13 protein-coding genes and 1 pseudogene are annotated in these 26848 nt (G+C 34.6%); 12 read left to right on the forward strand and 2 right to left on the reverse strand.

All coding sequences use genetic code 11. The annotated features are described in order from the left end of the window. The 9 genes from B3J44_RS21035 to B3J44_RS21075 all read left to right on the forward strand — a co-directional run. On the forward strand, positions 1-1700 hold a 1700-nt coding region (locus B3J44_RS21035; protein ID WP_286971235.1), incomplete at its 5' end, for a TonB-dependent receptor domain-containing protein. Between the two features lie 83 nt (positions 1701-1783). Further along, on the forward strand, positions 1784-3337 hold the full coding sequence (locus B3J44_RS21040) for an SGNH/GDSL hydrolase family protein (protein ID WP_286971237.1): 1554 nt from the start codon (positions 1784-1786) through the stop codon (positions 3335-3337). A gap of 238 nt (positions 3338-3575) precedes the next feature. Beyond that, on the forward strand, positions 3576-5087 hold the full coding sequence (atpD, locus tag B3J44_RS21045; RefSeq protein WP_198855236.1) for a F0F1 ATP synthase subunit beta: 1512 nt from the start codon (positions 3576-3578) through the stop codon (positions 5085-5087). A gap of 82 nt (positions 5088-5169) precedes the next feature. Then, on the forward strand, positions 5170-5451 hold the full coding sequence (locus B3J44_RS21050) for a FoF1 ATP synthase subunit delta/epsilon (RefSeq protein WP_177211684.1): 282 nt from the start codon (positions 5170-5172) through the stop codon (positions 5449-5451). A 62-nt stretch (positions 5452-5513) separates the two neighbouring features. Further along, entirely contained in the window at positions 5514-6044 is a 531-nt protein-coding gene (locus B3J44_RS21055) for a hypothetical protein (RefSeq protein WP_286971238.1), read from the forward strand. Between the two features lie 153 nt (positions 6045-6197). Further along, positions 6198-6467, forward strand: a complete 270-nt coding sequence (locus B3J44_RS21060) for a hypothetical protein (protein ID WP_198855238.1) — start codon at positions 6198-6200, stop codon at positions 6465-6467. 189 nt (positions 6468-6656) lie between these two features. Continuing rightward, on the forward strand, positions 6657-7295 hold the full coding sequence (locus tag B3J44_RS21065) for an NAD(P)-dependent oxidoreductase (RefSeq protein WP_286971240.1): 639 nt from the start codon (positions 6657-6659) through the stop codon (positions 7293-7295). Positions 7296-7370: 75 nt separating this feature from the next. Beyond that, positions 7371-8507, forward strand: coding sequence for an aminotransferase class I/II-fold pyridoxal phosphate-dependent enzyme (locus B3J44_RS21070; RefSeq protein WP_286971242.1), 1137 nt, complete (start codon positions 7371-7373; stop codon positions 8505-8507). Between the two features lie 2 nt (positions 8508-8509). Beyond that, on the forward strand, positions 8510-8914 hold the full coding sequence (locus B3J44_RS21075; protein ID WP_286971243.1) for a putative signal transducing protein: 405 nt from the start codon (positions 8510-8512) through the stop codon (positions 8912-8914). 43 nt (positions 8915-8957) lie between these two features. Here B3J44_RS21075 and B3J44_RS21080 read toward each other — a convergent pair whose 3' ends face one another. Then, complete coding sequence (locus B3J44_RS21080; protein ID WP_286971245.1) at positions 8958-13031, reverse strand: T9SS sorting signal type C domain-containing protein; 4074 nt, start codon at positions 13029-13031, stop codon at positions 8958-8960. A gap of 395 nt (positions 13032-13426) precedes the next feature. Continuing rightward, positions 13427-13909, reverse strand: a complete 483-nt coding sequence (locus B3J44_RS21085) for a regulatory protein RecX (RefSeq protein WP_198855243.1) — start codon at positions 13907-13909, stop codon at positions 13427-13429. A 280-nt stretch (positions 13910-14189) separates the two neighbouring features. On the opposite strand from B3J44_RS21085, the gene B3J44_RS21090 reads away from it, so the two are divergent. From B3J44_RS21090 to B3J44_RS21100, 3 genes and pseudogenes are all read left to right on the forward strand, one after another. Beyond that, entirely contained in the window at positions 14190-20552 is a 6363-nt protein-coding gene (locus B3J44_RS21090) for a T9SS sorting signal type C domain-containing protein (protein ID WP_286971247.1), read from the forward strand. 149 nt (positions 20553-20701) lie between these two features. After that, entirely contained in the window at positions 20702-24577 is a 3876-nt protein-coding gene (locus tag B3J44_RS21095; RefSeq protein ID WP_286971249.1) for a T9SS sorting signal type C domain-containing protein, read from the forward strand. Positions 24578-25031: 454 nt separating this feature from the next. After that, a pseudogene (locus tag B3J44_RS21100) lies at positions 25032-26848 on the forward strand (hypothetical protein); the annotation flags it as partial.

Below are 26848 nucleotides of genomic sequence, written 5' to 3' on the forward strand. Positions count from 1 at the left end.
GATTGGAAATTATCTGGCAGAGTAAATTTGGAACTGGAAATGCGGTTTACCAAGGAGCAAACAGATATTATTTAAATGACTTTTTTATGCAACAGCATAAATTAGAGTTTAGAGGAAAAAACTTTTTCGTGAGAGGGTATATGACAGGAGAGGATGGAGGTCATTCTTACGATATGGTATTTACAGGAATTAATGTAAATAGAAAATGGAAAGACGATAATACTTGGTTTGGACAATATGCGGGAGCTTATATTCAAGGAACTTTAGCAGGTATGAATCCGCAACAAGCCAATGCTTTGGCGAGATCTACAGCAGATACGGGTCGCTTTTTACCAGGTACGGCTGAATTTAAAAATGCATTTAATCAAGTTATAAATGATCCAGATGTTTTAAGCGGATCGAGATTGGTGGATAATTCTAAAATGTATCACTCAGATGCAAACTATAATTTCAGAGATATTATAAAATTTGCTGAAATTCAAGTCGGAGGTTCTTTTAGATCTTATGAGTTAAATTCTCACGGAAGAATTTATACGGATGCTACTAGTTTGATTAATTATAACGAGTACGGAGCTTATGCACAGTTGATGAAAAAGTTTCTGGATGATAGAATGAAGTTTACAGGATCGCTTCGTTATGATAAATCTAAAAACTTTGATGGTAATTACTCTCCTCGTTTATCTCTTGTTTATTCTGCTGGAGAAAAGAGAAACCATAATTTCAGAGGATCTTTTCAAACAGGTTTTAGAAACCCGACAACTCAAGATCAATATATCGGATTTAATATTGGTAATGCAGTATTGTTAGGTTCTGCTCCAGATAACTTAACTAGATTTAATGAAACTTTCAGTCTTAGCGCAGAAGGTCAGCTTTATGCTGGAAGTGCTACAAAGATTATGAATGGTAATGATGCTTATGGCAATTCTTACTTGGCAAGTTCTGTAACTGCGTTTTCTGCAATGGCTGGAACAGATCCTATCGCAGCGGCTGCGTTATTGAAAAAATCAAGAGCTAATTATGTGAAGCCAGAAGAAGTAAAGGCTTTTGAGGTTGGATATCGTTCTATTTTTGAAGGCACATCAATAGATATCAATGGATACTATAATATCTACAATAATTTTATTGGTAATTTAAATGTGGTGTCTCCTTTCTATGGAACGGCTCAGGATAATCCGAATATTGCTGCAGGAGTTGCTGATCCAGGTGTTCAGTCAATCAGAGCTCTTCAAAACGGAGAATATAGAGCATATCAATTGTATACAAATTCAGATGTAGAGATTCATTCATTAGGATTTGGTGTTGGTCTTTCTAGAAAAATAATTAGCGATTTCGAATTAGGATTAAACTATAATTATGCTCAATTTGATTTTGATCAAGCTAAAGATCCAAGTTTTGAGGCTGGATTTAATACGCCAAAACATAGAGTTAAAGTATCTCTTGGAAATGATAAATTATTCAAAAACTTCGGATTTAATGTAAGTGGAAGATGGAACAGCGAGTACGAATGGGAATCTAACTTTGCAGATGGTACAATCAAATCTGCGACAGTAATTGATGCTCAAATAAATTATGGAATTCCAAAATTGAAATCTGTTGTAAAATTAGGAGCTGCTAATATTGGCGGTAAAGAATATTACCAAGTTATTGGAGCTGGATTAATCGGACAGCAATATTTTGCTTCTTGGACTATTAACCCATAATTGATTATTAACTCTAAGTCAAATTCATTATTTGTGTTTCCAGATCTATGTCGAGAAACAGATAATTATAAAAAATATAGATTATGATAAAAAATTTCAAGTGGCTTGTATTGGTTTCGTTAACCTTTATGGCTTGTAATAGTGATGATGATGTGACTCCTGTAGTAGAGTCGTCTGATGGTAAGCCTTTAACTGCTGGAACTGCAGATTTTTCAAAGTATGTTGCTTTAGGAGATTCTTTTGCGGCGGGATTTAGCGATAATGCTTTGTTTATTAAAGGTCAAGAAGGAGCTTACCCAAATATTTTAGCAAAGCAATTTGCTTTAGTAGGTGGAGGTGAATTTAAAACACCTTTTGCAAATGATAATGTAGGTGGATTGTTGTTAGGAGGGAATATAATTAGCGGACCGCGTTTGTATTTTAATACAACAATAACACCAGAACATCCGAATTCAACTGTTGATCCTGTAAGCGGAGTGCCTACTACAGAGGTTACAGCGCATTTATCAGGGGCGTTTAATAATTTAGGAGTTCCTGGGGCAAAAAGCTTTCATTTGCTTGCTCCTGGTTATGGTAATGCTGCAGGTGTTGCTACAGGAACAGCAAATCCGTATTTTGCTCGTTTCGCATCTAGTGCAACAACAACTGTTTTGGCTGATGCTTTAAGTCAAAATCCTACTTTCTTTTCTTTATGGATTGGAGGTAATGATGAGTTAGGATATGCAACAGCTGGTGGAGATCCTACGGTAAATCCTTTAACTCCTCCTGCGACTTTTGACGGTGCGTACAAAGCTTTGGTTGCTCAGCTTGTTGCTGGCGGAAGAAAAGGTGTTGTGGCAAATCTTCCTGTTATAACAACACTTCCTCATTTTCATGTAATTGCTTATAATCAACTTAGTCAAGCTAGTTTAACTGATAAAGGAGTTAGTTTGATTCCAGCTTTAAATGCACAATTGTATGGTCCTTTACATAATGCATTAGCATTTTTAGGTCAGGGTGATAGAATTAAGCTTCTGTCTTCAACAGGAAATAATCCGTTATTGATTGTAGATGAAACATTGCCAGATTTGTCAGCAAATTTAAAAGCAGTGCTAATGGGTGGTGGATTAGATGTTAATACTGCTACAGCAATGGGGATGATTTTTGGAAGAGCAAGACAAGCTTTGCCTACTGATTTAATTGTTTTAGGGGCTTCTACAAGAATAGGTAAGGCACCAAGTGTTGCTTTAGACGGAATCGCTTCGCCTTCGCCATCTTTAGCGCAATTAGGGGTTACTTTTCCTTTGCCAGATAGATATGTTTTGTTGCCTTCTGAAGTAGATGAAATAGGAGTGGCTACTGCAGCTTATAATGCAACTATAAAAGCAGCTGCTGAGGCAAATGGTTTGGCAATTGTTGATGCGGAATCAATTATGTCTGATTTAAATAAAGCAAGCGGAATTACAATGAACAATTTTACATTGAAAGCTACTTTTGTTACTGGAGGTATGTTTTCTTTAGACGGAGTTCATCCTACTCCAAGAGGGTATGCTTTTATTGCTAATAAATTTATTCAGGCCATTAATACTAAATATGGTTCTAACTTAAAAGGTGTAGATATTGGTAATTATCAGGTTCTATTTTCGAAACAGTTATAATTAAAGAATTAGTTCAATATCAAAAAACCGCTCATTTTTACCAATGAAGCGGTTTTTTTTCTTTTATTAAAAAAATGCTGTTTTTGTTATTTTTTGAGCAAGTTTTATGAATCAAACAAAATCATGGTATTTTTTATGAAAAAAAAATTGATTTTATATTTTAAAAAATTATCTTTGCGCTCTGAAAAAAGAGGTATTTTCGATAAACCTAAATAGCTATTTAATAAATACATAAGTAATGTCAAAAGTAATAGGAAAAGTTGCTCAAATCATTGGACCAGTAGTTGACGTAGTTTTCAACGGTAAAGATGTTGAACTTCCAAAAATTTATGATTCACTAGAAGTCACTAAAAAAGATGGAACTATCTTAGTTCTAGAAGTACAATCTCACATTGGGGAAAACACTGTTCGTACAATCTCTATGGACTCTACAGACGGTTTGTCTAGAGGATATGAGGTAGTTGGAACTGGTAATCCAATCCAAATGCCAATCGGTCCAGACGTATATGGACGTTTATTTAATGTTGTTGGAGATGCCATTGACGGTTTAGGTAATTTACCTAAAACAGGAGAAAACGGTTTGCCTATTCACAGACAAGCTCCTAAATTTGAAGATTTATCAACTTCATCTGAAGTTTTATTCACAGGTATTAAAGTAATCGATTTGATCGAGCCTTACGCAAAAGGAGGTAAAATTGGATTGTTTGGTGGTGCTGGTGTTGGTAAAACAGTATTGATTCAGGAGTTGATCAACAATATCGCAAAAGGTCACGGTGGACTTTCAGTATTCGCTGGAGTAGGTGAAAGAACACGTGAAGGAAATGACTTACTTCGTGAGATGTTAGAGTCAGGAATTATTAAATACGGTGATGATTTCATGCACTCTATGGAAAATGGTGGATGGGATTTATCTAAAGTAGATATGCCAGGAATGAGAGAGTCTAAAGCTACTTTCGTTTTCGGACAAATGAATGAGCCACCTGGAGCTCGTGCACGTGTGGCACTTTCAGGATTATCTATCGCTGAGTACTTCCGTGATGGAGCTGGATCAGACCAAGGAAAAGACGTGTTATTCTTCGTTGATAATATCTTCCGTTTTACACAAGCAGGTTCTGAGGTATCAGCACTTTTAGGTCGTATGCCATCTGCTGTAGGTTACCAACCAACATTAGCAACTGAGATGGGTGCAATGCAAGAGCGTATTACCTCTACAAACAAAGGTTCTATTACATCTGTACAAGCGGTTTACGTTCCTGCGGATGACTTAACTGACCCTGCGCCAGCTACAACTTTCGCGCACTTAGATGCAACAACTGTATTGTCTCGTAAAATTGCTGAGTTAGGTATCTATCCTGCGGTTGACCCGTTAGATTCTACTTCAAGAATTTTGACTCCACACATCTTAGGAGATGAGCACTACAACTGTGCGCAAAGAGTAAAAGAGATTCTTCAAAAATACAAACAATTACAAGATATCATCGCTATCTTAGGTATGGAAGAGTTATCTGAAGAAGATAAACTTGCAGTATCTAGAGCACGTCGTGTACAACGTTTCTTGTCTCAGCCATTCCACGTAGCAGAGCAATTTACAGGTATTCCAGGTGTATTAGTTGATATTAAAGATACTATCAAAGGATTTAACATGATCATCGACGGTGAGTTAGATCACCTTCCAGAAGCAGCTTTCAACTTGAAAGGTTCTATTCAAGATGCAATCGAAGCTGGAGAGAAAATGTTAGCTGAAGCTTAATATAAATTATGAATTATGAGTTATAAATTATGGGTTTCTGCTCACTTATAACTCATAACTGATAACTCATAACTCAAAAAAAATGATTTTAGAAATAGTATCACCAGAAGCGAAATTATTTTCAGGAGAGGTAACATCTGTTACTTTACCAGGAGTTAATGGAAGCTTTCAGATTTTAAATCATCACGCGCCAATTGTTTCTATTTTAGAAGAAGGGACAATTAAAATTGCAGCTCCAAGCTTCAGTTTTTCTAAAGAGGCTGCTGATAAATTTACGAGAGTGAATGACCAAACTTATACTTTAGAGATTAAGTCAGGAACAATCGAAATGAAAAACAATAAGATAATTGTATTAGTTGACTAAGACAATTTCAAAATAAGCAGAAAAGCCAGACAACATTGTCTGGCTTTTTTTATTTTTGGCACATGGGAGAAAAAAAAGAAAATGAAATTTCGATTTTTACTGGAAAACGAGCTTGGTACGAGCTATTATTAGCATCAATTTTTTTTGGAGCTTTCATATACATGATCGTTTTGTTTGTATATTTTGCTTTTATTGAAGTGTCGATTAAAATAGCGATCAGAGCTTTTGTTACATTTCTTTTATGTGGAACATATTGTTTAGTCTATGGATTCAAATTTTCGGCAACCAAAAATATGCTGATAGATTTGGAGACTAATACAGTAATTTCAAGATACATTATTGGACCATTTTCTTATGATGTGAAATTGAAAGCTACTGAGTTTGAATATATTTCTTTTTTTGAAGATAGATATGGTGAGTTTGGAACAAATCTTTGGTACGTTAAAAACAGACATTATAAAATGTACAGTTTTGAAGATAAAGAATCAGCATTTCAATTTTCTCTCGATCTTTCCAACAAACTCAATATTGATTTGCTTGATGCTACAGAGAAAGGAAATTTTAAATGGGTGAAGAAAGAGAATATACAATAGTTAGTATTTGCCTTTTGTATTGTTTTTGTTTGAGTCTGATATTTCATATGTCAGAAAATTAACAAAAAACATGAAAAAACCATTTTAAAAGTTGTAATATTTTACTGATTATTAGCTACGTTTGTAAGTATAATAACATTTAAAAAAAATATTATGAAAAAAGTTTTTTTAGGAATACTGCTAATTGCATTAAGTTTTGGGACAATGTCTCTAACTACAAGTTCTGAGAATGTTACTAAAGCTTCAATAGAAGCTACAAATGTCGTCGTTGGTCCAACATATACAGCCCCTTGGTTGGGAATCTGTTGCGAGTCGCCACTTACTGCAGCAGAACGTGATATTGTAAAACGAGGTTATCCTGCGACTACTCAATATACTATTAATAGTACGACGAGTAATACGGTAACGTATACAATCTTTTAAACTGTTAAAAAAAATACATTTAAAGCTAGATTTAAAGTCTGGCTTTTTTTATTTCTGTATTTTTGAACTATCAAAATCTCTTTATAAAATATTTGATCAATTGTAAAAGCTCAGTAAGCTTTTATGTTATTGCTTCGTCTTATTTGACGGGGCATATATTGCTTATGTCAAATTTTATAAAGAATATATATGAAAAATATATCAAAAGTTGCTGTTCTTGGCGGTGGCGGAAGAACAGGAAAATATCTTGTAAACCAATTATTAGAAAACGGTTTTAGTGTAAAACTTCTATTAAGAAATCCAGACAATTTTACCTTTCAAAATTCAAAAATTGAAATCATTAAAGGCGATGCTATTAATGAAGAATCTGTAAAATTATTGCTTAGGGATTGTCAGGCTGTAATTAGTACTATTGGTCAGAGACCGGGAGAACCGATGGTAGCGAGTGAGGCAACAAAGAATGTTCTAAATGCTATGAATGATTATGAAATTCAGAGATACATTCTTCTTGCAGGATTGAATATCGATACTCCATTTGATAAAAAAAGTCCAAAAACAATCATGGCAACCGACTGGATGAAAACTAATTTTTCTGAAATTCAGAAAGACCGTCAATTAACTTACGATCTTTTAACTAAAAGTAAGGTTAATTGGACGCAGGTTCGTGTTCCGTTAATTGTTTTTTCTGATGATAGTGATAAAATTTCTGTAAATCTTGAAGATTGTTTAGGAGATAGAATCACTGCATTGGATATTTCGAAATTTCTAGTAAAAGAAATGGTTGAATCTAAATATAGTCATCAATCACCTTTTATTAGCGCAATTTAAATTTAGAAAAGCAGCGAATTTCACAGAAATTCGCTGCTTGTTTTATTCTAAAATGAATTTTCTAACTTTGTTTTTATGAAGCTGCCAGAAAATCTTAATCGTAAATTGGAAACTTGTATACAGAACAATCTGTTTAGAAAATTGCCTATATTTAATAATCTGATTGATTTTTCGTCTAATGACTACATCGGATTTTCGAAGTCAGAAACTATTTTCAAGCACACTCATGCTTATTTATTAGAAAATGAGATTTTCCAAAACGGAGCGACAGGTTCAAGATTAATCTCAGGAAATCATTCTCTTTATCAAATTGCAGAAAGTTTTATAGCGGAATTTCATGAGGCAGAAGCGGCTGTAATTTTCAATTCGGGATACAATGCCAATTTGGGATTTTTTAGCGCTGTACCGCAAGAAAATGATGTTGTTTTGTGCGATGAATTATGTCATGCTTCAATAAAAGATGGAATCGCAATGTCTCGAGCTAAATCTCATTATTATATTCACAATGATGTTGAAGATTTAGAGCGACTTATTCTTAACTATTCAAATGCTACAATTTATATTGTAACCGAAACTGTTTTTTCTATGGATGGCGATAGTCCGAATTTAGAAGAACTGGTGCATCTTTCAGAAAAATACAATTGCTATTTAATTGTTGACGAAGCTCACGTTTTAGGCGTTTTTGGAGATAAAGGAGAAGGTCTGACTCAATATTTGCAATTGCATAATAAATTTTTTGCTCGAATTGTAACTTTTGGAAAAGGTTTAGGATGTCAAGGCGCTGCAATTTTAGGAAGTGGTAGTCTTAAAGAATATTTAATCAATTTTGCGAGAAGCTTTGTTTATACAACTGGATTATCTCCTCATGCTGTAGCAACCATTTTTATAGCGTATCAACAGTTGGAAATTGAAAAAGAAACCCGTGAAAAGCTTCGTCAAAATATTGTGTTTTTTAATCAGCAGAAAAATTTATTAGGTTTAAAACCAATGTTTGTTCATAGTAAATCTCCAATACATTCTGCTATTGTTCCTGGTAATAAGAATGTAAAAGAATTGTCGGAGAATCTTCAAGATAAAGGATTCGATGTTCAATCTATTTTTTCTCCAATTGTTCCAGAAGGCCAAGAACGTATACGTTTTTGTCTTCATAGTTATAATTCGATGGAAGAGATAAATAAAATTTTAGAATTGGTTAGAGATTTTGTTTTTTAAGTATGAAAGAAGATTTTAAATTAGTTAGAAGTTATCAATATTCATCAGAAGCCCAAATATTCTGTGGCAAGCTAGAATCTGAAGGAATAGAAGTTTATTTAAGAGATAATCACATAGTAGATTCAAATCCGATTTGGAGTAATGCTGTTGGTGGGGTCAAGCTTTTTGTGAGAGAAGAAGATTTTAAAAAAGCAAGTGAAATTCTTTCGACAGTTAGTCAATATTCATTAGATGAAAAGAATGATTTAATTCAATGCCCAAATTGCGGTGCCGAAAAAGTCGAAATGATTACTTCACTAAGAGATACGAAATCATTAGTTGCATTTATTTTTTCACTGCTTTTTGTTCTGATGCCTTTTTATTCAAAATACCATTATAAATGCGATTGTTGTAAAACTGAATTTTAAAAATAAAAACAAAAAACCCATCTTTTAAGATGGGTTTTTGCTATTAATTAAATATGATTTTCTTTTTTGTTCCATGACCATTTTCAAGAATTACTTTTACCAATAAAACTTGATTGCTAGAGTGTAAGTTTGGAATCTGCAATTCTTTAGCTTCAATTTTGTTTTTGTTGTAAAGCATTTGACCGCCAATAGTATAAATCTGAACTTCTTTAATGTTTTCAGTTCCACTGGTTACATTTACAACTTTTGATTTTACAGCTACTAAAACTCCATCCGCTACATTTTCAAAATCATCTGTGCCAAGTGTTTTGTTAGTGTAACGTAATACAAAACGATCTGGAAAAGTTCCGACAAGAGTTGTAAAAGTGTAATTTGAAGCACGTAAATCTGTTATTATACCTGTTGTTTTATCTTCAAGATAAACTGCTTGTTGGTCGAAAAATCCGTCTGCGTGATCTATCGAGATTGTAAGCGAAGTTTCTACAGTTGCTTTATAGCCAAGAGGAATTATTTCTGTATTGTCAAAAGGTAAAGCTCTTGCCTGAATAGCCAATTTTTTTGCTTCGTTAATCGTGTAAAAATCTACATATGAATTAGCTGCTAGCGTAACGGCATCATAATTATAATCGAAGGTATTTGTTGCGCCTTCTGCATACCCTATTAATAACTGTTTAAAAGCATCTTCATTATTGCTTAGATTTAACCATAAGCGATTTACTTCAGTTTCGGTTTCTTTCGCAGTAGTTTTGAAAAACTGCATATTTTGTGCTTTTACACGTAGATCATTGTTGAAAATAATTGAAGTTACTTTTGGTTTTACAAAGAAGCCTTGTCCTACTCCAATATATCCAGAAGGTGTTTCTCCTCCAGTTGTCGCTCTTGTTCCTCCTAATGATGTAAATATTGCATAATCTGGACTGCTGTATGTAGCAGTGTTGCTGCCATTTTCTTTTTTTGGCAACGATGCATGTGTCCAAAAATATAATGGTCCAACATCTCCATTTGCTTTAATAAATTTTCGAGCATCAATAGCAGATGGATAAGGATTTCCAGTAAAATAATATTTATCTGCGGCGGTTTGAATTACAATGTCTCCATTATTTGGTTTTCCATAGAATTTTCCTGTAAAATCAGAAGCCGATTCATTATTAAAAGACTGTGGGCCTCGAATACTGTATCCTTTTCCAACTTCCATTGGCAATGTTCCATACAGATTGGTTGCCCATTTGAAATCAGAAGACCAGTAAAGATATTTATCAAAATAGGTTTCAGGAGACAAAGTATTCATTTTAAAATCTGGATTATTTACTGGTGGTGACCAATACGTCAGATCAAAACGTCGTACTTTGGTAATTCTTTGTATTTCAAAAGCCTGCATGCTTCCAGAAAACATGTCTTTACTTGTTGAAGTTTGAAGTAATGATCCACCGTCTAGAATTAGTAATTTACCTCCTGTTTCAACTTTTATGTTTTCATCAACAGTTAGGGTAACATCTTTTTTAACGGTTAGAGTAATATCTGGATTAATCGTGCATGAGCAAACTTTAAGATCGGATTCTAAAGCAGTGTCTTTATTGATTACTAAGCTACTTCCATCAGGAATAGTTCCAGTCCCATTGTAAATAATATCTGTTTTTGTAAAATTAATTCCAAGATTAGCATCGCCACCATCTTCTCTTAAGCGTATCTCTACTCTAGACTCGCTGTTTAAAGGGTAAAGATCTCCATTGTTAATTAAATACGTAGCATTATCCCAACCATATTTAGAAAATATTAATTTATCATCGATGTAAAGCTCAATAGCATCATCATGATTCATGTGTTTTAATTGGTATAATCCACAATCAAAACCTTTACGTTTGTAAACCACTGTAAAATTGTTGTCTGGTATTTGAGAACCTTGCCAAATGGTTGCAGCTGAAGGAGATTTATCTTTTGGCCAGTAATTTGTTGAATCGGGATTTAAATTTGGATCAACATAATAGCCCGCATATCTTACATTGGCTAAGGTTATATCGTTGTTCACATAACCGTAAACGTTCCAAACTTTGTCTCCATATTCAGAAGGATTTCCTTTTGGAATACCGAAGAAAAAAGAAACTCTTGAATCACCTCCGTCTTCATAATACTCAAGAACAAATTTGTGTTCGCCTACACTTAAATTTTGTGTAGCGTAATCCATAGTAAAGCCGTGACCATTCCATCTTGACACAAGAGGTGTAGCTACATCATCGATATAAAGTCTTACCCCGTCATCGCTTCCAATGTCAAAACTGTATACGCCAGCTTCAGTAATATCAGCAAGCATTTTATATCTTACAAAGAATCGATCTGAAGGAGCAGCATCACAGGCAAAATTCGAAGTTTGACCAGTAACAGCACCACCTCCAATATTTCTATCAAATGTTTTGTTTTCAGTTACAGTTCCTATATAAGTTGCTATGCTAGTACTTGGTAAAGCAGGATAAGAAATATTTGGAGGCATGGTATTGGTTGTTAATTTATAAACATATCCATTCCAAATGTTTGATCCAAAAGTATTTTGGTCACCTGTTGGTGCACACTTTAAGATTTCATCTGCCCCCATATATGGCTTAACTCTTGCTTCTCCATCAATATCATTTGTAACTTCTGAAATGGCTATTCCTTGCAAATCATTGTTGGCTGCAACATCTTGTAAGTGATAATCATAAGTAAAAGAAGGGTTGATGATTGTAGAGTTAGTTTCTGAAGTGGCACTTTTCCAAGCAGAAAATCCTGTAGCGCCTGTGTATGGAATTCCGTCTTCTTTAGCACCAATTCTATTTGAAAAGCCATCTGTACTGTTTGTTACGTAGTAATTGTTATGACTAACTGTACCTAAAGTACCGCCAGCAATAAAGAAAGCATATTGTATGCCGGATTGAGTATTGATAAAAATATTATTTCTAACATTGATTCCAGAGCCTCCTTTTGTAAAAAGACAAGAAGCTCCCGTTGTACCAGTAGGCGCCCCACTACCGATAATAGTGTTGTAATAGACATTAGTTCTGCTTCCTGATGTTATAAAAATATTATGTCCTCTATTTTCAAAATTCCCTTTATCGGAATCTGCTGTAGTATTGTAAACTTTACTTATTATATTGTTGAAGATATTGGTAACTCCTGTTGATTTAACCAATATACCAGCTGTTAAATAACCATTATTGTGTACAGCATTTGCAATGTCATCAATTGTATTGCTTGAAATTGTCCCTGTACTAGTTCCTAAAAGAACAATTGCTGCGGCATCATTACTTTGATTCTCGGTGTTTCTTACTCCTGATATTGTATTATTGGAGATTTCATAATTTAGCATATTAGAAAGATACATTCCTCTAATAGGCTTTTGTTCTGTAATAGAACTTCCAATTTTATTTTCTTTAATTTTCCATGAATTAGGAGATAATGTCGTATTACTATTTCCGTTTATGTAAATACCTTCTTTCGTATTTATCATTTCGTTATTAGAAATCGTAATTTTTGAATTGCTAGCAGAATTTGCTTCTTTGCTAATTGTATTGTTTCCTCCTATAGTATTATTTCCAGAATAAACTCCCGATAAAAGATTTACTCCAGCATTGCGATTAGAAAATTTGAAAATACTGTTTTTTATAGTAATATTATTTGACCCTTTTGTACCATTGCTAGCTATCCAAATAATTGATCTTTCTATGTAACCTAACGCGTCATCATTAATCAAAGTTAAATTTCTTGTATTGGCTGTAGAATTGCTTCCGTCAATAATTATATTCGTGGCTCCATTAAATAAAAAAACTGTGGCAATTCCTGTGTAGTCATTTGGCTTCTTAACAGTGATTGTAATATTTTTATCAGTGTAGGGTTTAATGGTAAGAATATTTGCTTCGCTTGAATTGGCGTATTCTTTAAGTACGTATTGCGAAGTAACCGTTTGATCCTCGTCAAGCAAAAAATTTACTGGACCATCAAAACCAACTTGCTCTAATTTTGCGATAGCGCTTGTAAGGGTTTCAAATTTTGCTAACGTATTTGTTTTGCTAATTATATAATCACCACTCAAACCTTGAGCAAATCCAAAAAAAGGTAACAATAAGAATAAAAGTAAAGTTTTTTTCATGTTAAATGTTTTCTATCAATTTGTTATGCTGGCATAGAACTTTCGAAGCGCGGCAAAGATAGATACATCTACGAGCTAGAATTTGGTAGGGTTTTGAGAACCCATATATAATCGATGAATTGTTAAAATAGTCGATGAACTACATTAAAAATTTTAATGTTCGATAAATATTCTTATAAAAGAATGGAAAATATTATAAGAATAATCGTAAAAAATTGGATTTTTTGAGGTTGTTTTTTGCGCTTTTAGACTAAAAAACGTCAGATTTGCTATAAAATCTTAGAAACAGGAATATTTTATAACTATGAGTTATGTTGTTTTTTTGAGGATGAGAAGTTTTAAGAATTTAGAAAATTTATAAAAATTCTTCTTTTTGGAGTATTAAAAAAACAAGTTTAGTTTTCTTCTAATTCTTTTACTTTTTCGTAGACTAAATTGCTCTCGAAACCTCTTCGAAGCATATAGTCACAAAATTTTTTACGCTTTTTAAGAAGATTAGTTTCAGAAATAGTATTCCAAGATCTTTCTGCAAGATTTTCGAAAGTTTCAAAATATTCTTCGGGTGAAATTTCTTTTAAAGCCAAAGTAATATTTGTTGAAGAAATGTTTCTCGCTTTTAATTCGTTTGTAATTCTGATTTTTCCCCAATTTTTAATTCTGTGTTTGCCTCTAGCAAAACTGCAAGCAAAACGAGTTTCGTTTAAAAAATTGCCTTCAATAAGCTGAACTACAATAGTATCGATCTCATCACGAGTCATTTTTAGGCTGTATAATTTATCAACAACTTCATCGTGACAGCGCTCTTGATAAGCACAAAAATGCTCTAATTTTTGTAAAGCTTCTTTGATGGTAAAAGTGCTGTTCGTCGGTTTTTTCATGCGTTTTAACGTTTAAATGAAGTTATAGTCAATTAGTTATAAAATATTTCTAAAATTTGTTAATATTTTATAAAAAGAAATAAATTATAACCTTGTGTATTAGGCTAATTTAAATATTTTTGTACGGAATTTTAACATTTTTAAATTTCGGCTAAATGCCAAGATTTTAACATTTTGGATTTCAATATAATACCAAAAGAACATTTATTTTTTTTGAAAGAAATGCCTTTTTTGCTTTAAGCAAACCAAAAACAAATTTAAAACAAATACCTACTGTTATATGATGAGAAAATTACTTTACTCGTTTTTATTCTTCATTTCCCCTAAGATTTTATCCAAAAAATCAAGCACATCACGTTTAGGATTGCTTTGTGTTGGGGTGTTTTTTGTATTTACACAGACGTTTTTTTCTCAAAATAGAACGAGTAATGCCCCGGGAAGTTGGAGTGCTGCAGGAACGTGGGTTAATGCTAATATAAATAGAACAGGTACTATTGCTTCTTCAACAGCTTCTAATACTGTTACAGGAACTTCAACGCTTTTTTTAACCCAGTTGTCAGTAGGTTCAGTTATAACTACTCAAGGAGGTACGGCAATTGGTACTGTTGCATCTATAGCGAGTAATACAAGTTTAACTTTGTTAGCAAACGCATCATCTACTAATACAGGACAGACTTATCGAACAACTGGAGGGCCTCCTAGTCCAGTAGACAATGTCTATATAGTTTCAAACCATAATGTAGCAGTTGATGGAATATTTACTTGTGCTTCATTATCTATGTCACCAACAAGTAATAATAATACTTCAACTTTATCATATACTAACTCCACAGGCCGACTTACAGTAAATGGTATTGTGACATTAGGAGAAAATGGTAGTAACAATAGAAGAGGAGCTTTGAATATGACAAACGGAGGACTCCTTGTTTGTCAAGGTTTTGCACTTGCAAATACTAGTACTTCAAATACTTTTACTGCAGGATCAGGTACAGTTCAATTAACAGCAACAAATACCTTACCATCAACACCGTCATCAATATTCTCAACATTTAATAATCTAACGATTAGTTCTGGAACCACTACATTTGTAACAGGATTGACAATAAATGGTACTTTATCTGTTGCTTCTGTAGCTAATTTAGGTACAGGGCTAACTCATACAGCTAATAAGTTGACTTTAGGAGGGGTAGACACCGTAACGGGATCATGGGGTAGTACAACCTCGGCAGCAGATAATCAAAATAATACCTATTTCTCTGCGGTTAATGGAATTGTAAATGTAAGTGCTTCAAATTGTAATTTAGCGTCATTTACAATGACTGGTACAGGCGGAGGTTATTGTAGTACAGTAGCTGGAACTCCAATAGGACTGTCAGGTTCAGAAACAGGAGTTAATTATCAATTATATCGAGGTACAACCGCGGTAGGTTCTGCTGTCGCAGGAACAGGAAATGCTTTAAATTTCGGTACGTTTAATACTACTGGAGATTATACTATTGTGGCATCAAAACCATCAACTTTTTGTTATAGAACTTTTGGGCCAATTTCTATTTATAACTATAGTACACCGCCTACGCCTACAGCGACAGTGGTAAAAACAACCTGTCCAACATCTGCTGATGGATCAATCACAATTACAAACGCATTATCGCCAGCTTCATTAGCTTTTACAAGTGCAAGTAATCAATATGTTGATACGGGGAGTCAATTGCTTTCTAATAGAGCTGCCTTTACGATAGAAGGATGGGTGAAATTTGATCGTGCTACTGCCATTGGAGCAAATAGAATGTCTCTTTTTGGACAAAATGATGCCGTAGAGATTGGTTTTATAGATGGAAATTTAATCTGTTACACAGCCGCAGCGGGTCAGGTTAATATGTCTTTAAGCACTTATTACCCAAATGATAATGGATGGCATCATATTGCAGTTACAGCTGATGGAACAGCAGGCGGAATTAGAATTTATGTTGATGGTTCTCAAAAGGTTTCGGGAGGTAGTGCAGTTTCAAATTACGGGTTAAGTACTTATACGACAAAATTTGGATGGGGAACACTTGATGCAACAGGGGGAGGATATACTGGAGAAGTTTTTAAACTAGGATTTTGGAACAGAGCACTTTCTGCAACTGAGGTTACAAGTATGGCATCAGGCTTTGTTGTCTATAATGGAGCGCAAACAGGATTATTAGCAGGTTATAGCTTTACTGAAGGGACAGGTTCAACAACTGCATCAGTTGGAAGTGCAGGACTATCAGCATCAAGCCTTACGAATTCTCCTGTTTGGACGGATCCATATTCTTATTCTTGGACTTCTAATCCAGTAGGTTTTACCGCAACGACTAAAAACATAACAGGATTAACAGCTAGAACTTACAATTTAGTAACTTCGTTGAAAGGTTGTACCAATACAGGATCTTGGGCTGTAACGTCAACTAATCCAGCTGTAACGGCAAGTGTGAGCATTGCGGCTTCACCATCGGCCACGATTTGTTCTGGAGCACCAGTTACATTTACGGCAACGCCTGTAAATGGTGGAACAGCTCCAATTTATCAATGGAAAGTTAACGGATCCGTAGTTGGAACAAATAGTTCAACCTACTCAAGTTCAGCTTTGTCAAATAACGATGTTGTTACTTGTGTCATGACATCAAATGCGGCTTGCGTAACAGGAAGCCCTGCCGCATCACCTGGAATAACAATGACGGTAAATCCATATGTAGCGGCTTCTGTTAGTATTGCAGCCGTTCCATCTGGAGCAATCTGTTCTGGAACATCAGTTGCATTTACGGCAACGCCTGTAAATGGTGGAGCAGCTCCAACTTATCAATGGAAAGTTAATGGATCTGTAGTTGGAACAAATAGTTCAACGTATTCAAGTTCAACTTTGTCAAATAATGATATTGTTACATGTGTTATGACATCAAATGCAACGTGTGTAACAGGAAGTCCTGCTACATCGGCAGGAATTACAATGACAGTAAACCCAAAACCAACAGTAGCCAATGCGGGTGCTGATCAATATGGCAATGGAGCATTTACGCTAGCTGCCAATGTCCCTACAGCTGGTACAGGTAAATGGAGTATAGCGAGTGGTCCAAGTACAGCTCTAACTCAGTTTAGTAATGTTAATGCTGCTAACGCTACATTTACTCCTCTTGGAGCAGGAGTATATATTTTAAATTGGACAATAACTACTGCTAGTTGTGGTTCATCTACAGATGATGTAGTTCTTTCGAATTGTGTAGGTAATTTAATTCAAAACGGAGATTTTAGTAACGATACAAATAATTGGTCAAAAGCTACTACAAAAGGAACGAAGGTTGAAGTTTTAAAAGAAAATGTCTATTTTCCAAACGGCAATAGTGAAAATTATACCGCAGAATTAGATGTAGAAGCATCATTAGGACAAACGGTATCAGTTATTCCTAACGTTCCTTATACTTTAAGTTTTATTTATGCTCGTAGACCGGGATCTTCCCCTACTGTTGCGGTTGATGTCAAAATAATTGACGGATCAAATACAATAACAAGAAGTTATACAACTAGTGATACAACTAATAGTTCTGTGTTTCAGACTATTCAATTTACACCATCAACTTCTTCTATATGGATTGAATTTTACAACTCACTTGAAACTACTACACTTGGTTCTATTGTAGACAACATTGTTTTACTTCCTACTTCTCAAGTGAACCCCGTAGCGACAACAACACCTAAAGGAAAATTTAAAACTGTAGATGCTTGTAATGGTGCAAGTGTTCAGTTAGATGTTGAAAATGTCCCTGCTTCAGGTGTATCATATTCTTGGACAACTACATCGACAGGGGTGACCTTTTCGCAAACTGATATAAAAAATCCTAAAATAACGGTTACAGGAACAGGAATTAAGAACGCGACAGTTGTTGTAACTACTACAGGAGGTTGTTCTTCTGTTTCTTCTACTACTTATGTTAATGTATTGGCTTTACCAGTAGCAGGCTTAGTCAGCAATGACGCAGATAACACTTTTTGCGAAGGAACATCGGTGACTTTTACTGCATCAGGTGGAACAAGCTATGTATTTAAAGTTGGCTCTACTACAGTTCAATCGGGAGCTAGTGCTACTTATACAACAACAGCTTTAACAAATGGACAGACTGTAACTGTAGATGTTACTAATGCATCAGGATGTACATCAACTAGTGCAGGAATTACTAATACTGTAACCCCAAACAATACGATAACCCTAACTTCAGCTGCAGGAACAGACTCACAGACCGTATGTGCTAATACAGCAATTACAAATATTACGTACTCTACTAATGGAGCGACAGGAGTAAATTTTGGAATCCTTCCTGCTGGAATTTCAGGAATCTGGGCAGGAAATGTTGCAACAATAAGCGGAACTCCAACAGTAAATTCTACAAATTCTTATAATTATACGATTACTTTAACTGGCGGTTGCGGAACTATTACTGCAACAGGAACTATTAATGTAGATTCTTTGCCAGTAGGAGGAAGTATTGCAGGTGGTACGACAGTTTGTTCAGGTACAGGCGATACTGTATTAACATTAAGCGGTAATTCAGGGACAATTGCACATTGGGAATCTTCATTAGATAATTTTGCAACGGCAGGTACAGTTATAAATAATACAAGTACAACACTTACAGCTTCTAATTTAACAGCAACTACATCTTACCGAGCTGTTATAACAAACGGTGTTTGTACTTCTGTTAATAGTGCTACTGCAACAATAACAGTAAAAGCACTACCAACAACCCCAACAATTACAAAAAACAACAATGTATCTTGTGGTGGTTTCGGTATTATAACATTAACTGATTTACCAGCAAATTGGACAATTAATCAAACAGGATTAACTACTGGATCAAGAAGTTTTTCTGGAACGGATTCTTCTGTACCTATCCAAAATCTAACAATAGATACATATAGTTTTACAGTTAAAGATAATACTACAGGTTGTACCTCAAACGCTGCAACGGTTGCCATAACAGACGAAAGTTCTATTACAGAATGGACAGATTCAGGATGGAGTAATGGCGAACCCGATGGAAGCAAAAGTGTTGTAATTAAATCTGTAGCAGTAGATCAACCTTTTAAAAGCAATAAACCAAATGTAGTGGCATGTTCTTTAATTATTGATGTTCCAACTACAGGACCAGATGTAGAAATCCCGTCTAATGTTACTTTAAGAATTACAAATATTGTAAAAAGTAATGGAAAATTAGTATTTAAAAGCGGTTCTAGTTTAGTACAAAAGGATAACGTCCAAAATGATGGTGATATCGTTTATATTAGAGCAACCGACGTACGCCGTTTTGATCTAACTTATTGGTCAAGTCCAATTAAATCAACAAAACCAGAAGGTTTTAGAATGCAAGACTTGTCACCGACTACCTATTTCGATAAATTTTTATACTGGTCTTCTGAGTATAAATGGGCAACTAATTTGTATGGAACATTGCCAATGGAAGTAGGAAAAGGATATAGCATTCGAGGACCTCAAGAATTTGATAATGTTGATGGAGGTACCTTTGAAGGAAAATTTATTGGAGTTCCAAATAACGGTAATATAGACGTAACAGGTGCAGCTGTAGATAAATACTTTTTCTTAGGAAATCCTTATCCATCACCGATAGATGTAGAGAAATTGTGGGATGCTAATCCTGATGTTCTAGGCCCGCTTTATTTCTGGATACATGCTTTACTTCCGCAGAAAGCTCCTGGAGACAATACTGCTCGTTACAGTAGTAATGATTATATAATTTGTACGGCATCAGGAAGTACAGATATTAATGGCGGAACAGCACCTAAATCATTTGGTGGATTTATTGCTGCAGGTCAGGGATTTTTTGCGAAACCAAAAACGACAGTAATACATTTTAATAATGATATGCGCGAAGGTGCAACAGAAAATACTAATTTCTTTAAAACAGCTAAAAGCTCTAGTATTGAAAGAAATCGTATTTGGCTGAACATTAGAAATACCGAAGGTGCCTTCAAACAAATATTAGTAGGTTATATCCAAGGTGCTACTAATTCCGTAGATTTTAATTATGATGCTGCAACGCTTGGAGCTAATTCATTTATCGACTTTTATAGTATAAACGAAACAAAGAAATTAACCATTCAAGGGCGTGCTTTACCGTTTGACAATACAGATATTGTTCCGTTGGGTTATAAAAGTACTATAGATAGTGATTTTACTATAGCAATAGATCATGCTGATGGATTCTTTGATAAACAAGAGGTTTATTTAGAGGATAAAACTACGGGGAAAATAATCAATTTACGAAATGAGAATTATACGTTCTCTACATTAGCCGGAACTTTTGCAGATCGTTTTGTTCTTCGTTATACCAATAAAACATTAGGTACTGGTGATTTTGAAAATATTGAAGATAGCGTCTTAATTTCAGTGAAAAATAAAGTAGTAAGTATTACTTCTTCTAAAGAAACAATTAAAGACGTAAATATTTTCAATGTTGGAGCTCAGTTAATCTATAGTAAAAACAAAGTAAATTCGTCAGAATTACAAATTAATAATTTGCATTCTAGCGATCAGGTTTTATTAGTTAAAGTAACTTTAGAAAACGGTTCGACAGTTTCTAAAAAAGTTGTTTTTTCTAATTTACCATAAAAAAATAATACTTCATCAAAGCCCATTTCTTCTCTAAGGAATGGGCTTTTTTTTTAATAAAATATCCCTAAATCTAGGTATTGTATTTTTAATAATCGCTTTATAATTTTAGCTTAATTCTTACAAATATTAACTTCAATTATATAGTCTTGATTAAAAATATATTTTATTTACTAATCATAATTTCAATATCAGTTCGTACAGTTTCTGCTCAGCAAGGAAAAATTGACAACTCTTTTAACATTCTTGATGATGGACAAAATGGTGATGGGTTTGATAATACTGTCCGAACTCTTCTCATGCAAAAGGACGGAACTTTATTAGTTGGTGGCGATTTTCTGCGATTGAACGGAACATCGGTTTCTTATCTCACTCGTTTAAATACAGATGGATCCATAGACGAAAGTTTCAATACAGGAACAGGTTTTAATGGTAAAATCTATTCTTCTTGTTTACAATCAGATGGGAAAATTATAATTGGAGGAAGCTTTACAAGCTATAACGGAATTAGTGCAGGAAGAATAATCCGTCTGAATCAAGATGGTTCTTATGATCCTACTTTTAATACAACAATTGGAGCAACTTCAGGAATTGTCTATGATATTGCTTTACAGTCTGACGGGAAAATAATTATAGTTGGCAGTTTTACCAACTATAATAGTAGTAAGATAAACAGGGTTGCACGCTTGCTGCCAAATGGATCGCTAGATTCTACATTTCTTATTGGTTCGGGATCTTTATTAAATGTTACACAAGTAAAAATTTTAGCAGACGAGAAAATACTTCTAACCGGTAATTTCACCATATTTAATACTATTTCAGCTAATCGTATTATTAGACTCAATACTAATGGGACTTTTGATTCTAGTTTTAATTGTGGAGCAGGATTTGACAATGATGTTAATGCCATTGCTTTGCAACCTGATGGTAAAATAGTTTTAGGAGGAAATTTTACTTCTTTTAATAATATTACCGCTAATAGGATCATCCGTTTGAATGAAGACGGAACTAGAGATGAAAGTTTCGTAAATGGTTCTGGTTTTAGTAAAGAAGCAGTTGAAACAATCAAGATTAAGAAGAATGGAGAAATAATGGTTGGAGGTTCCTTTACGGGATTTTATAATACCAACGAAGTGGTGAGACTAATTTTACTAGAACCCGATGGAAGCATAAAACCTAATTTTGATATCGGTTCTGGGCCTGCAACAGCTTCAGTATTCGCTTTAGAATTTGATGAAGAGGGGGCTTGGTTTGTCGGTGGTTCTTTCAGTGTTTTTAATGGTCTAAATCAAGGCAGATTGGTAAAAATCAGTAACGAAGGAGAACATGATATTTCATACTTGGCTTCTGGTATTGGTTTTGACAATTCTGTTTTTAGCATTTTGCCTCTTCCAAATAGAAAAACTATAATTGGGGGAAATTTCAAAAAGTTCAATGGAAATGTTGCTTCAAAAATTACTTGTTTATTAGAAAATGGCACGACTGATCCTGCTTTTAACGCGATGAATTCAGGAAGTAATAATGCAGTAAAAGCTACCATATTGCAATTAGATGGAAAGATAATTTTGGGTGGTAATTTTACAAAATATAATGACTTTACGAATAATCGTATTGTTAGAATATTTCCAAATGGAGATATCGATAACTCATTTAATAGTGGAGATGGATTTAATGGACAGGTTAATGCATTGGCCATTCAATCTGATCAAAAAATAATTGCTGCAGGAACATTTACCAAATATAATGGATCTGCGGTCAATGCTAGTAGAATTGTCCGAATTCTTCCAAACGGAGCAAGAGATCCTGATTTTAATATTGGTTTAGGCGCAGACTCTTTCATAGAAAGTTTGGTTTTGCAAAAAGATGGGAAAATACTCGTAGGAGGTCGTTTTAAAACTTTCAATAATATACCCTTTGCAGGTTTAGTAAGATTAAATCAAGATGGAAGTATTGACGAGAGTTTTAATATAGGAGTTGGTTTTGATAAATATGTTTTTGCAATTGCACTTCAATCCAATCAGAAGATTATTGTAGGTGGTTCTTTTTTGACTTTTAATGAGGTTTCACAAAAGCGCATTGTTCGATTAAACAACGACGGAAGTCTTGATGATACCTTCAATTCAGGTAGTGGCTTCAATAAAGGAGATGTTCGTGCTCTTTTAGTGCAGCCAGATGATAGAATTTGGGTAGGAGGAACTTTTTCTGGAACATATAATGCCATTTCTTCCTCTAGATTGATCCGGTTATCATCTTCAGGAATCTTTGATAATTCTTTCGTAGCACCACTAAATAACACCTTGTATGCGATGAATTTTAATGAAGATTATAAATTGATAATTGGAGGAAATTTTAACTCCGTTTCGGGCAAGCCAAAACATAGAATAGCTCGTTTAAAATTTTGCATTAATACAACAACTTGGAATGGAACCTCATGGTCAAACGGTTTTCCTTCAGCAGGAAAAGAGGTATACTTTAAAGAAAATTTTCAAAATTTGACTACTGCTAATATTTGCGGATGTAATATAGACAAAGGAAAAACGGTTACTTTGCTTGAGAATAATACATTAGGAATTGAGTTTGCCTATACCGGCCAAGGAATACTGGTTTTAGAAAATGCCGCCAGTCTATATCAAGATGACGATGATATAGTAAACACTGGAATTGTTCATGCAAAAAGAAAAACAAAACCCGTAATTCGATTCGATCTTACCTATTGGTCTTCGCCAGTAGCAGATATGAAATTATGTGATTTTTCGCCAGAAACATACTTTGATAAATATTTATGGTTTGATCCAATCTTGGGATGGAAAACAAATCTTTACGGAACATTCACTATGGATCCAGGGCATGGATACAGTGTGAGAGCACCTCAAAGTTTTTCTAATACCGAGCGAGGAATATTTGAAGGTGTTTTTAAAGGAATTCCAAATAATGGCAAAATAGAAGTTGAATTTATTGCACCAGAGCGGTATTATTTCGTTGGTAATCCATACCCTTGTGCAATAAATGCAGATGATTTCTTAAGAAGTAATGCTCCAAAAACAAAAGGAACCTTATATTTCTGGACACACAATACGCCGCCCAGAATAACTATACCCGGAACTAATACCGCTCGTTATAGCAATGATGATTTTGCAGTTTATAATTTACTAGGCGGAGTTGGCACAAGTTCAGCTTTAAATTCTGGAATAAGTAATGATGCACCAGATGGTCTTATCGCTTCTGGACAAGGTTTTTTTGTGAAAAGCAATCAGACTGGTTATTTAGAATTTAATAATAGCATGAGAGTCAGAGATAAAAATACTTCTTTTTTTCGACCAACTCCAAATTCAGAAGTGAAATCGATTAACGAAAAGTATCGATTTTGGCTAAACATTAGAAATAATGGAAATGAATTTAAACAGATCTTATTAGGCTACGCGACAGAAGCTTCAAATTCTTTAGATTTAATGTATGATGCAGAATATTTGAGCTCAGCAACGGCAGTAGATTTTTATAGTATAATAGAAGATAAAAAGTTAGTGATTCAGGGGCGTGAATTGCCTTTTTCGGAGAATGATTCAATTTCTTTAGGATATAAAACTACTATTAATGATAGTTTTAAAGTAGAAATCGATCATCAAGATGATTTTTTTAATGACAAACCTATTTTTTTAGTAGATAAAAATTTAAATCTAGTTCATAATCTTTCTGAAGGGCCTTATCAATTTACGTCTGAAGTAGGAACTTTCTATAATCGTTTTTCTATAATTTACAATGATAAAACTTTAGGGAATACAACTTTTAAAGATAATTCTAATGACATTTTAATATCTGCTAAAAATCACATTATAAATATCGAATCTACCAAAGAAAATATAAGCGAGATTATAATATTTGATGTTTTGGGAAATCAAATTTATAAAGAAGATAAACTTGAAACTAAAAAAATCGCTGTTCAAAACTTGACCTCTTCTCATCAGGTTTTATTTGTAAAAGTCATTTTTGGAAATGGTAAATCCAATTCAAAAAAGGTAATTTTTTAATAAATCGAAAAATTATTGGAACAAACCTTTTTAATGTTTTAATATATTGTTATTCAGTGGTATAGCATTGGATTTTTTCTTTTTTAACAGTTTTTTCTTATTTTTTACAGTTTATAGATTTTAGCTGTTAAAATTATGTGTTTAATACTACATTATGAATTTCAATGTAAATAAAATCGTACCTTGTAGTTGTATTTAATCGATTAAAAGCAATTTTTATCGATTAATTGTATTCCTATAAGCCTTTGTAATTTGTTTTTTTCTTCGAAAAGCACAGCTATAAAAACTGTTGTTTTATCTGCCTCAAGTTGATTGTAAAAATTGGAGGGTTTCTTTATTTCCAAATCACAACTTTAGTTTTGTTTATCTGACTTCCCAATATTAGCTTTCCCGATTTTGCAATTTATTTTGTTCTGAGTTTGAATTTATTTTTCAATTACTAAAATGCCAAAAGATGAGAAAAGATTTACTTACTATGCCAAGTTTGTTCGGCCATTTATCTTTAATAGCAGATATTGAAAAACTATTAAAATCAAGTAGAAGATTAAGAATTCTGCTAGTTTTAGTTTTATCAATTTTTTATACAACGTCAAAAGCACAAATATCACACCCATTCACAACTAGCGGATCTCTTCTTCTTCCTGCCGGTATGGATGTAGTTACTGTTGAAGCTTGGGGAGCCGGTGGCGCTGGAGGTGGAGCGAAAGTGACGCCTCTTGAAGGGAGAAGCGGCGGCGGCGGCGGCGGCGGAGCTTATGCTAAAGGAACAATTAACACAATAGGCGTTTCAAGCTTGAATTATGTAGTTGGAACAGCTGTTGCCGGAGGAGCTGGTGATGGAGCATCAGGAGGAGCATCATTTATAACGGGATTTACAAGTGTTTTCAATGCACCTGGAGGTCTGGGAGGAAAAGGTAATATTGCAACAACTTCTACTCCAACAGGAGGGACAGGAGGTACTGGTGCTATTGGAAATCTCGGAACTGCAATAGGTGCAAATGGTACAAATGGTAAAGTTGCTGGATTAAGTTTGCTTCTTGCGTCTGGTGCTGGTGGAAATGCAGGTAATTACGGTACAGTAGCTGGAGCTGGAGCTGGTGGAGCTGCGCAATCTACTTTATTATTAACAGATCTAGCTGGAACTAATGGAGGGACTAACGGCGGCGGCGGTGGCGGAGCTCTAAGTGCTAATGTTGCACAAAATGGAGGGAGTGGAGCAAGAGGTAATATTAACATTACTTATACTTGTAAAACGTATAGTTTAACTGCAACATCTGCACCAAATGTTTGTACAGGAACCACTTCACAAGTGCAGTTAACAGGTACAGCAACAAGTCTTCCGGCTGGAACATATACAGTTACTTATAATACAAGTCTGCCAAACGCAACAGGAAAAACAGAACCAATGGTAGTTAATACTGCTGGTTCTGGAAGTTTTACAGCTAGAGGATTAACGACTTTAGGGAATTGCACTATTACAATTACATCTTTAACTTCAGTAGATTGTACTTCATCTATCAGTACAAATAATGCTGCAAATATTATAGTTAGCGCTCAGCCAACAATAACTTTAGGAACAACTTCTGCTATATGTGCGAGCGCAAGTCTACAAAATGTAGCATTACCTTATACTGGAGTTACAAATACACCAACAAACTATAGTATAACATGGAATGCGAGTCCTGCAAATAGCTTTTTGCCTGTTACAAATGCCGTATTGCCAGCAACTCCAATAAATATTGCTGTTCCTGCTGGAACTGCTGCGGGCACCTATACAGGATCACTAACGGTTAGCAATGCGGCTGGATGTGTATCTGCTGCTGCAACGAATTTCACTATAACAGTAAATCCACTTCCAACAATAACATTAGGTGCAACTACTGCAGTTTGTATAAGTTCAGGTGCGCAAAGCACGACATTGCCTTATAGCGCTACAGCAAACTCGCCAACTAATTATAGCATTACATGGAATGCCAGTCCGACAAATACTTTTGCATCGGTTTTTAATGCTCCATTGCCAGCAAGTCAGATCAATATCCCTATACCGACAAATACAGCGGCAGGAACATACACTGGGACCTTAACTGTTAGCAATGCGAATGGATGTGTATCAGCAGCAAATAATTTTACAGTTACCGTCAATCCTCTTCCGACAATCACGCTCGGATCGGCAGGAGCAGTGTGCTTTAGCGCTGGCGTGCAGAGCACCAGTCTGAGCTACAGTGCTGTGACAAACGCGCCTACGAGTTACAGCATTGTCTGGAATGCCAG

Source organism: Flavobacterium sp. UBA4854, assembly GCF_002399805.1.
Classification (GTDB): domain Bacteria; phylum Bacteroidota; class Bacteroidia; order Flavobacteriales; family Flavobacteriaceae; genus Flavobacterium; species Flavobacterium ginsengisoli.

Excerpts from the sequence above, each read along its gene's own strand:
- B3J44_RS21065 (WP_286971240.1), top strand. The coding sequence starts at position 6,657 with ATGAAAAATATATCAAAAGTTGCTGTTCTTGGCGGTGGCGGAAGAACA.
- atpD (WP_198855236.1), top strand. The coding sequence starts at position 3,576 with ATGTCAAAAGTAATAGGAAAAGTTGCTCAAATCATTGGACCAGTAGTT.
- B3J44_RS21075 (WP_286971243.1), top strand. The coding sequence starts at position 8,510 with ATGAAAGAAGATTTTAAATTAGTTAGAAGTTATCAATATTCATCAGAA.
- B3J44_RS21060 (WP_198855238.1), top strand. The coding sequence starts at position 6,198 with ATGAAAAAAGTTTTTTTAGGAATACTGCTAATTGCATTAAGTTTTGGG.
- B3J44_RS21070 (WP_286971242.1), top strand. The coding sequence starts at position 7,371 with ATGAAGCTGCCAGAAAATCTTAATCGTAAATTGGAAACTTGTATACAG.
- B3J44_RS21090 (WP_286971247.1), top strand. The coding sequence starts at position 14,190 with ATGATGAGAAAATTACTTTACTCGTTTTTATTCTTCATTTCCCCTAAG.
- B3J44_RS21080 (WP_286971245.1), bottom strand. The coding sequence starts at position 13,031 with ATGAAAAAAACTTTACTTTTATTCTTATTGTTACCTTTTTTTGGATTT.
- B3J44_RS21040 (WP_286971237.1), top strand. The coding sequence starts at position 1,784 with ATGATAAAAAATTTCAAGTGGCTTGTATTGGTTTCGTTAACCTTTATG.
- B3J44_RS21085 (WP_198855243.1), bottom strand. The coding sequence starts at position 13,909 with ATGAAAAAACCGACGAACAGCACTTTTACCATCAAAGAAGCTTTACAA.
- B3J44_RS21055 (WP_286971238.1), top strand. The coding sequence starts at position 5,514 with ATGGGAGAAAAAAAAGAAAATGAAATTTCGATTTTTACTGGAAAACGA.
- B3J44_RS21050 (WP_177211684.1), top strand. The coding sequence starts at position 5,170 with ATGATTTTAGAAATAGTATCACCAGAAGCGAAATTATTTTCAGGAGAG.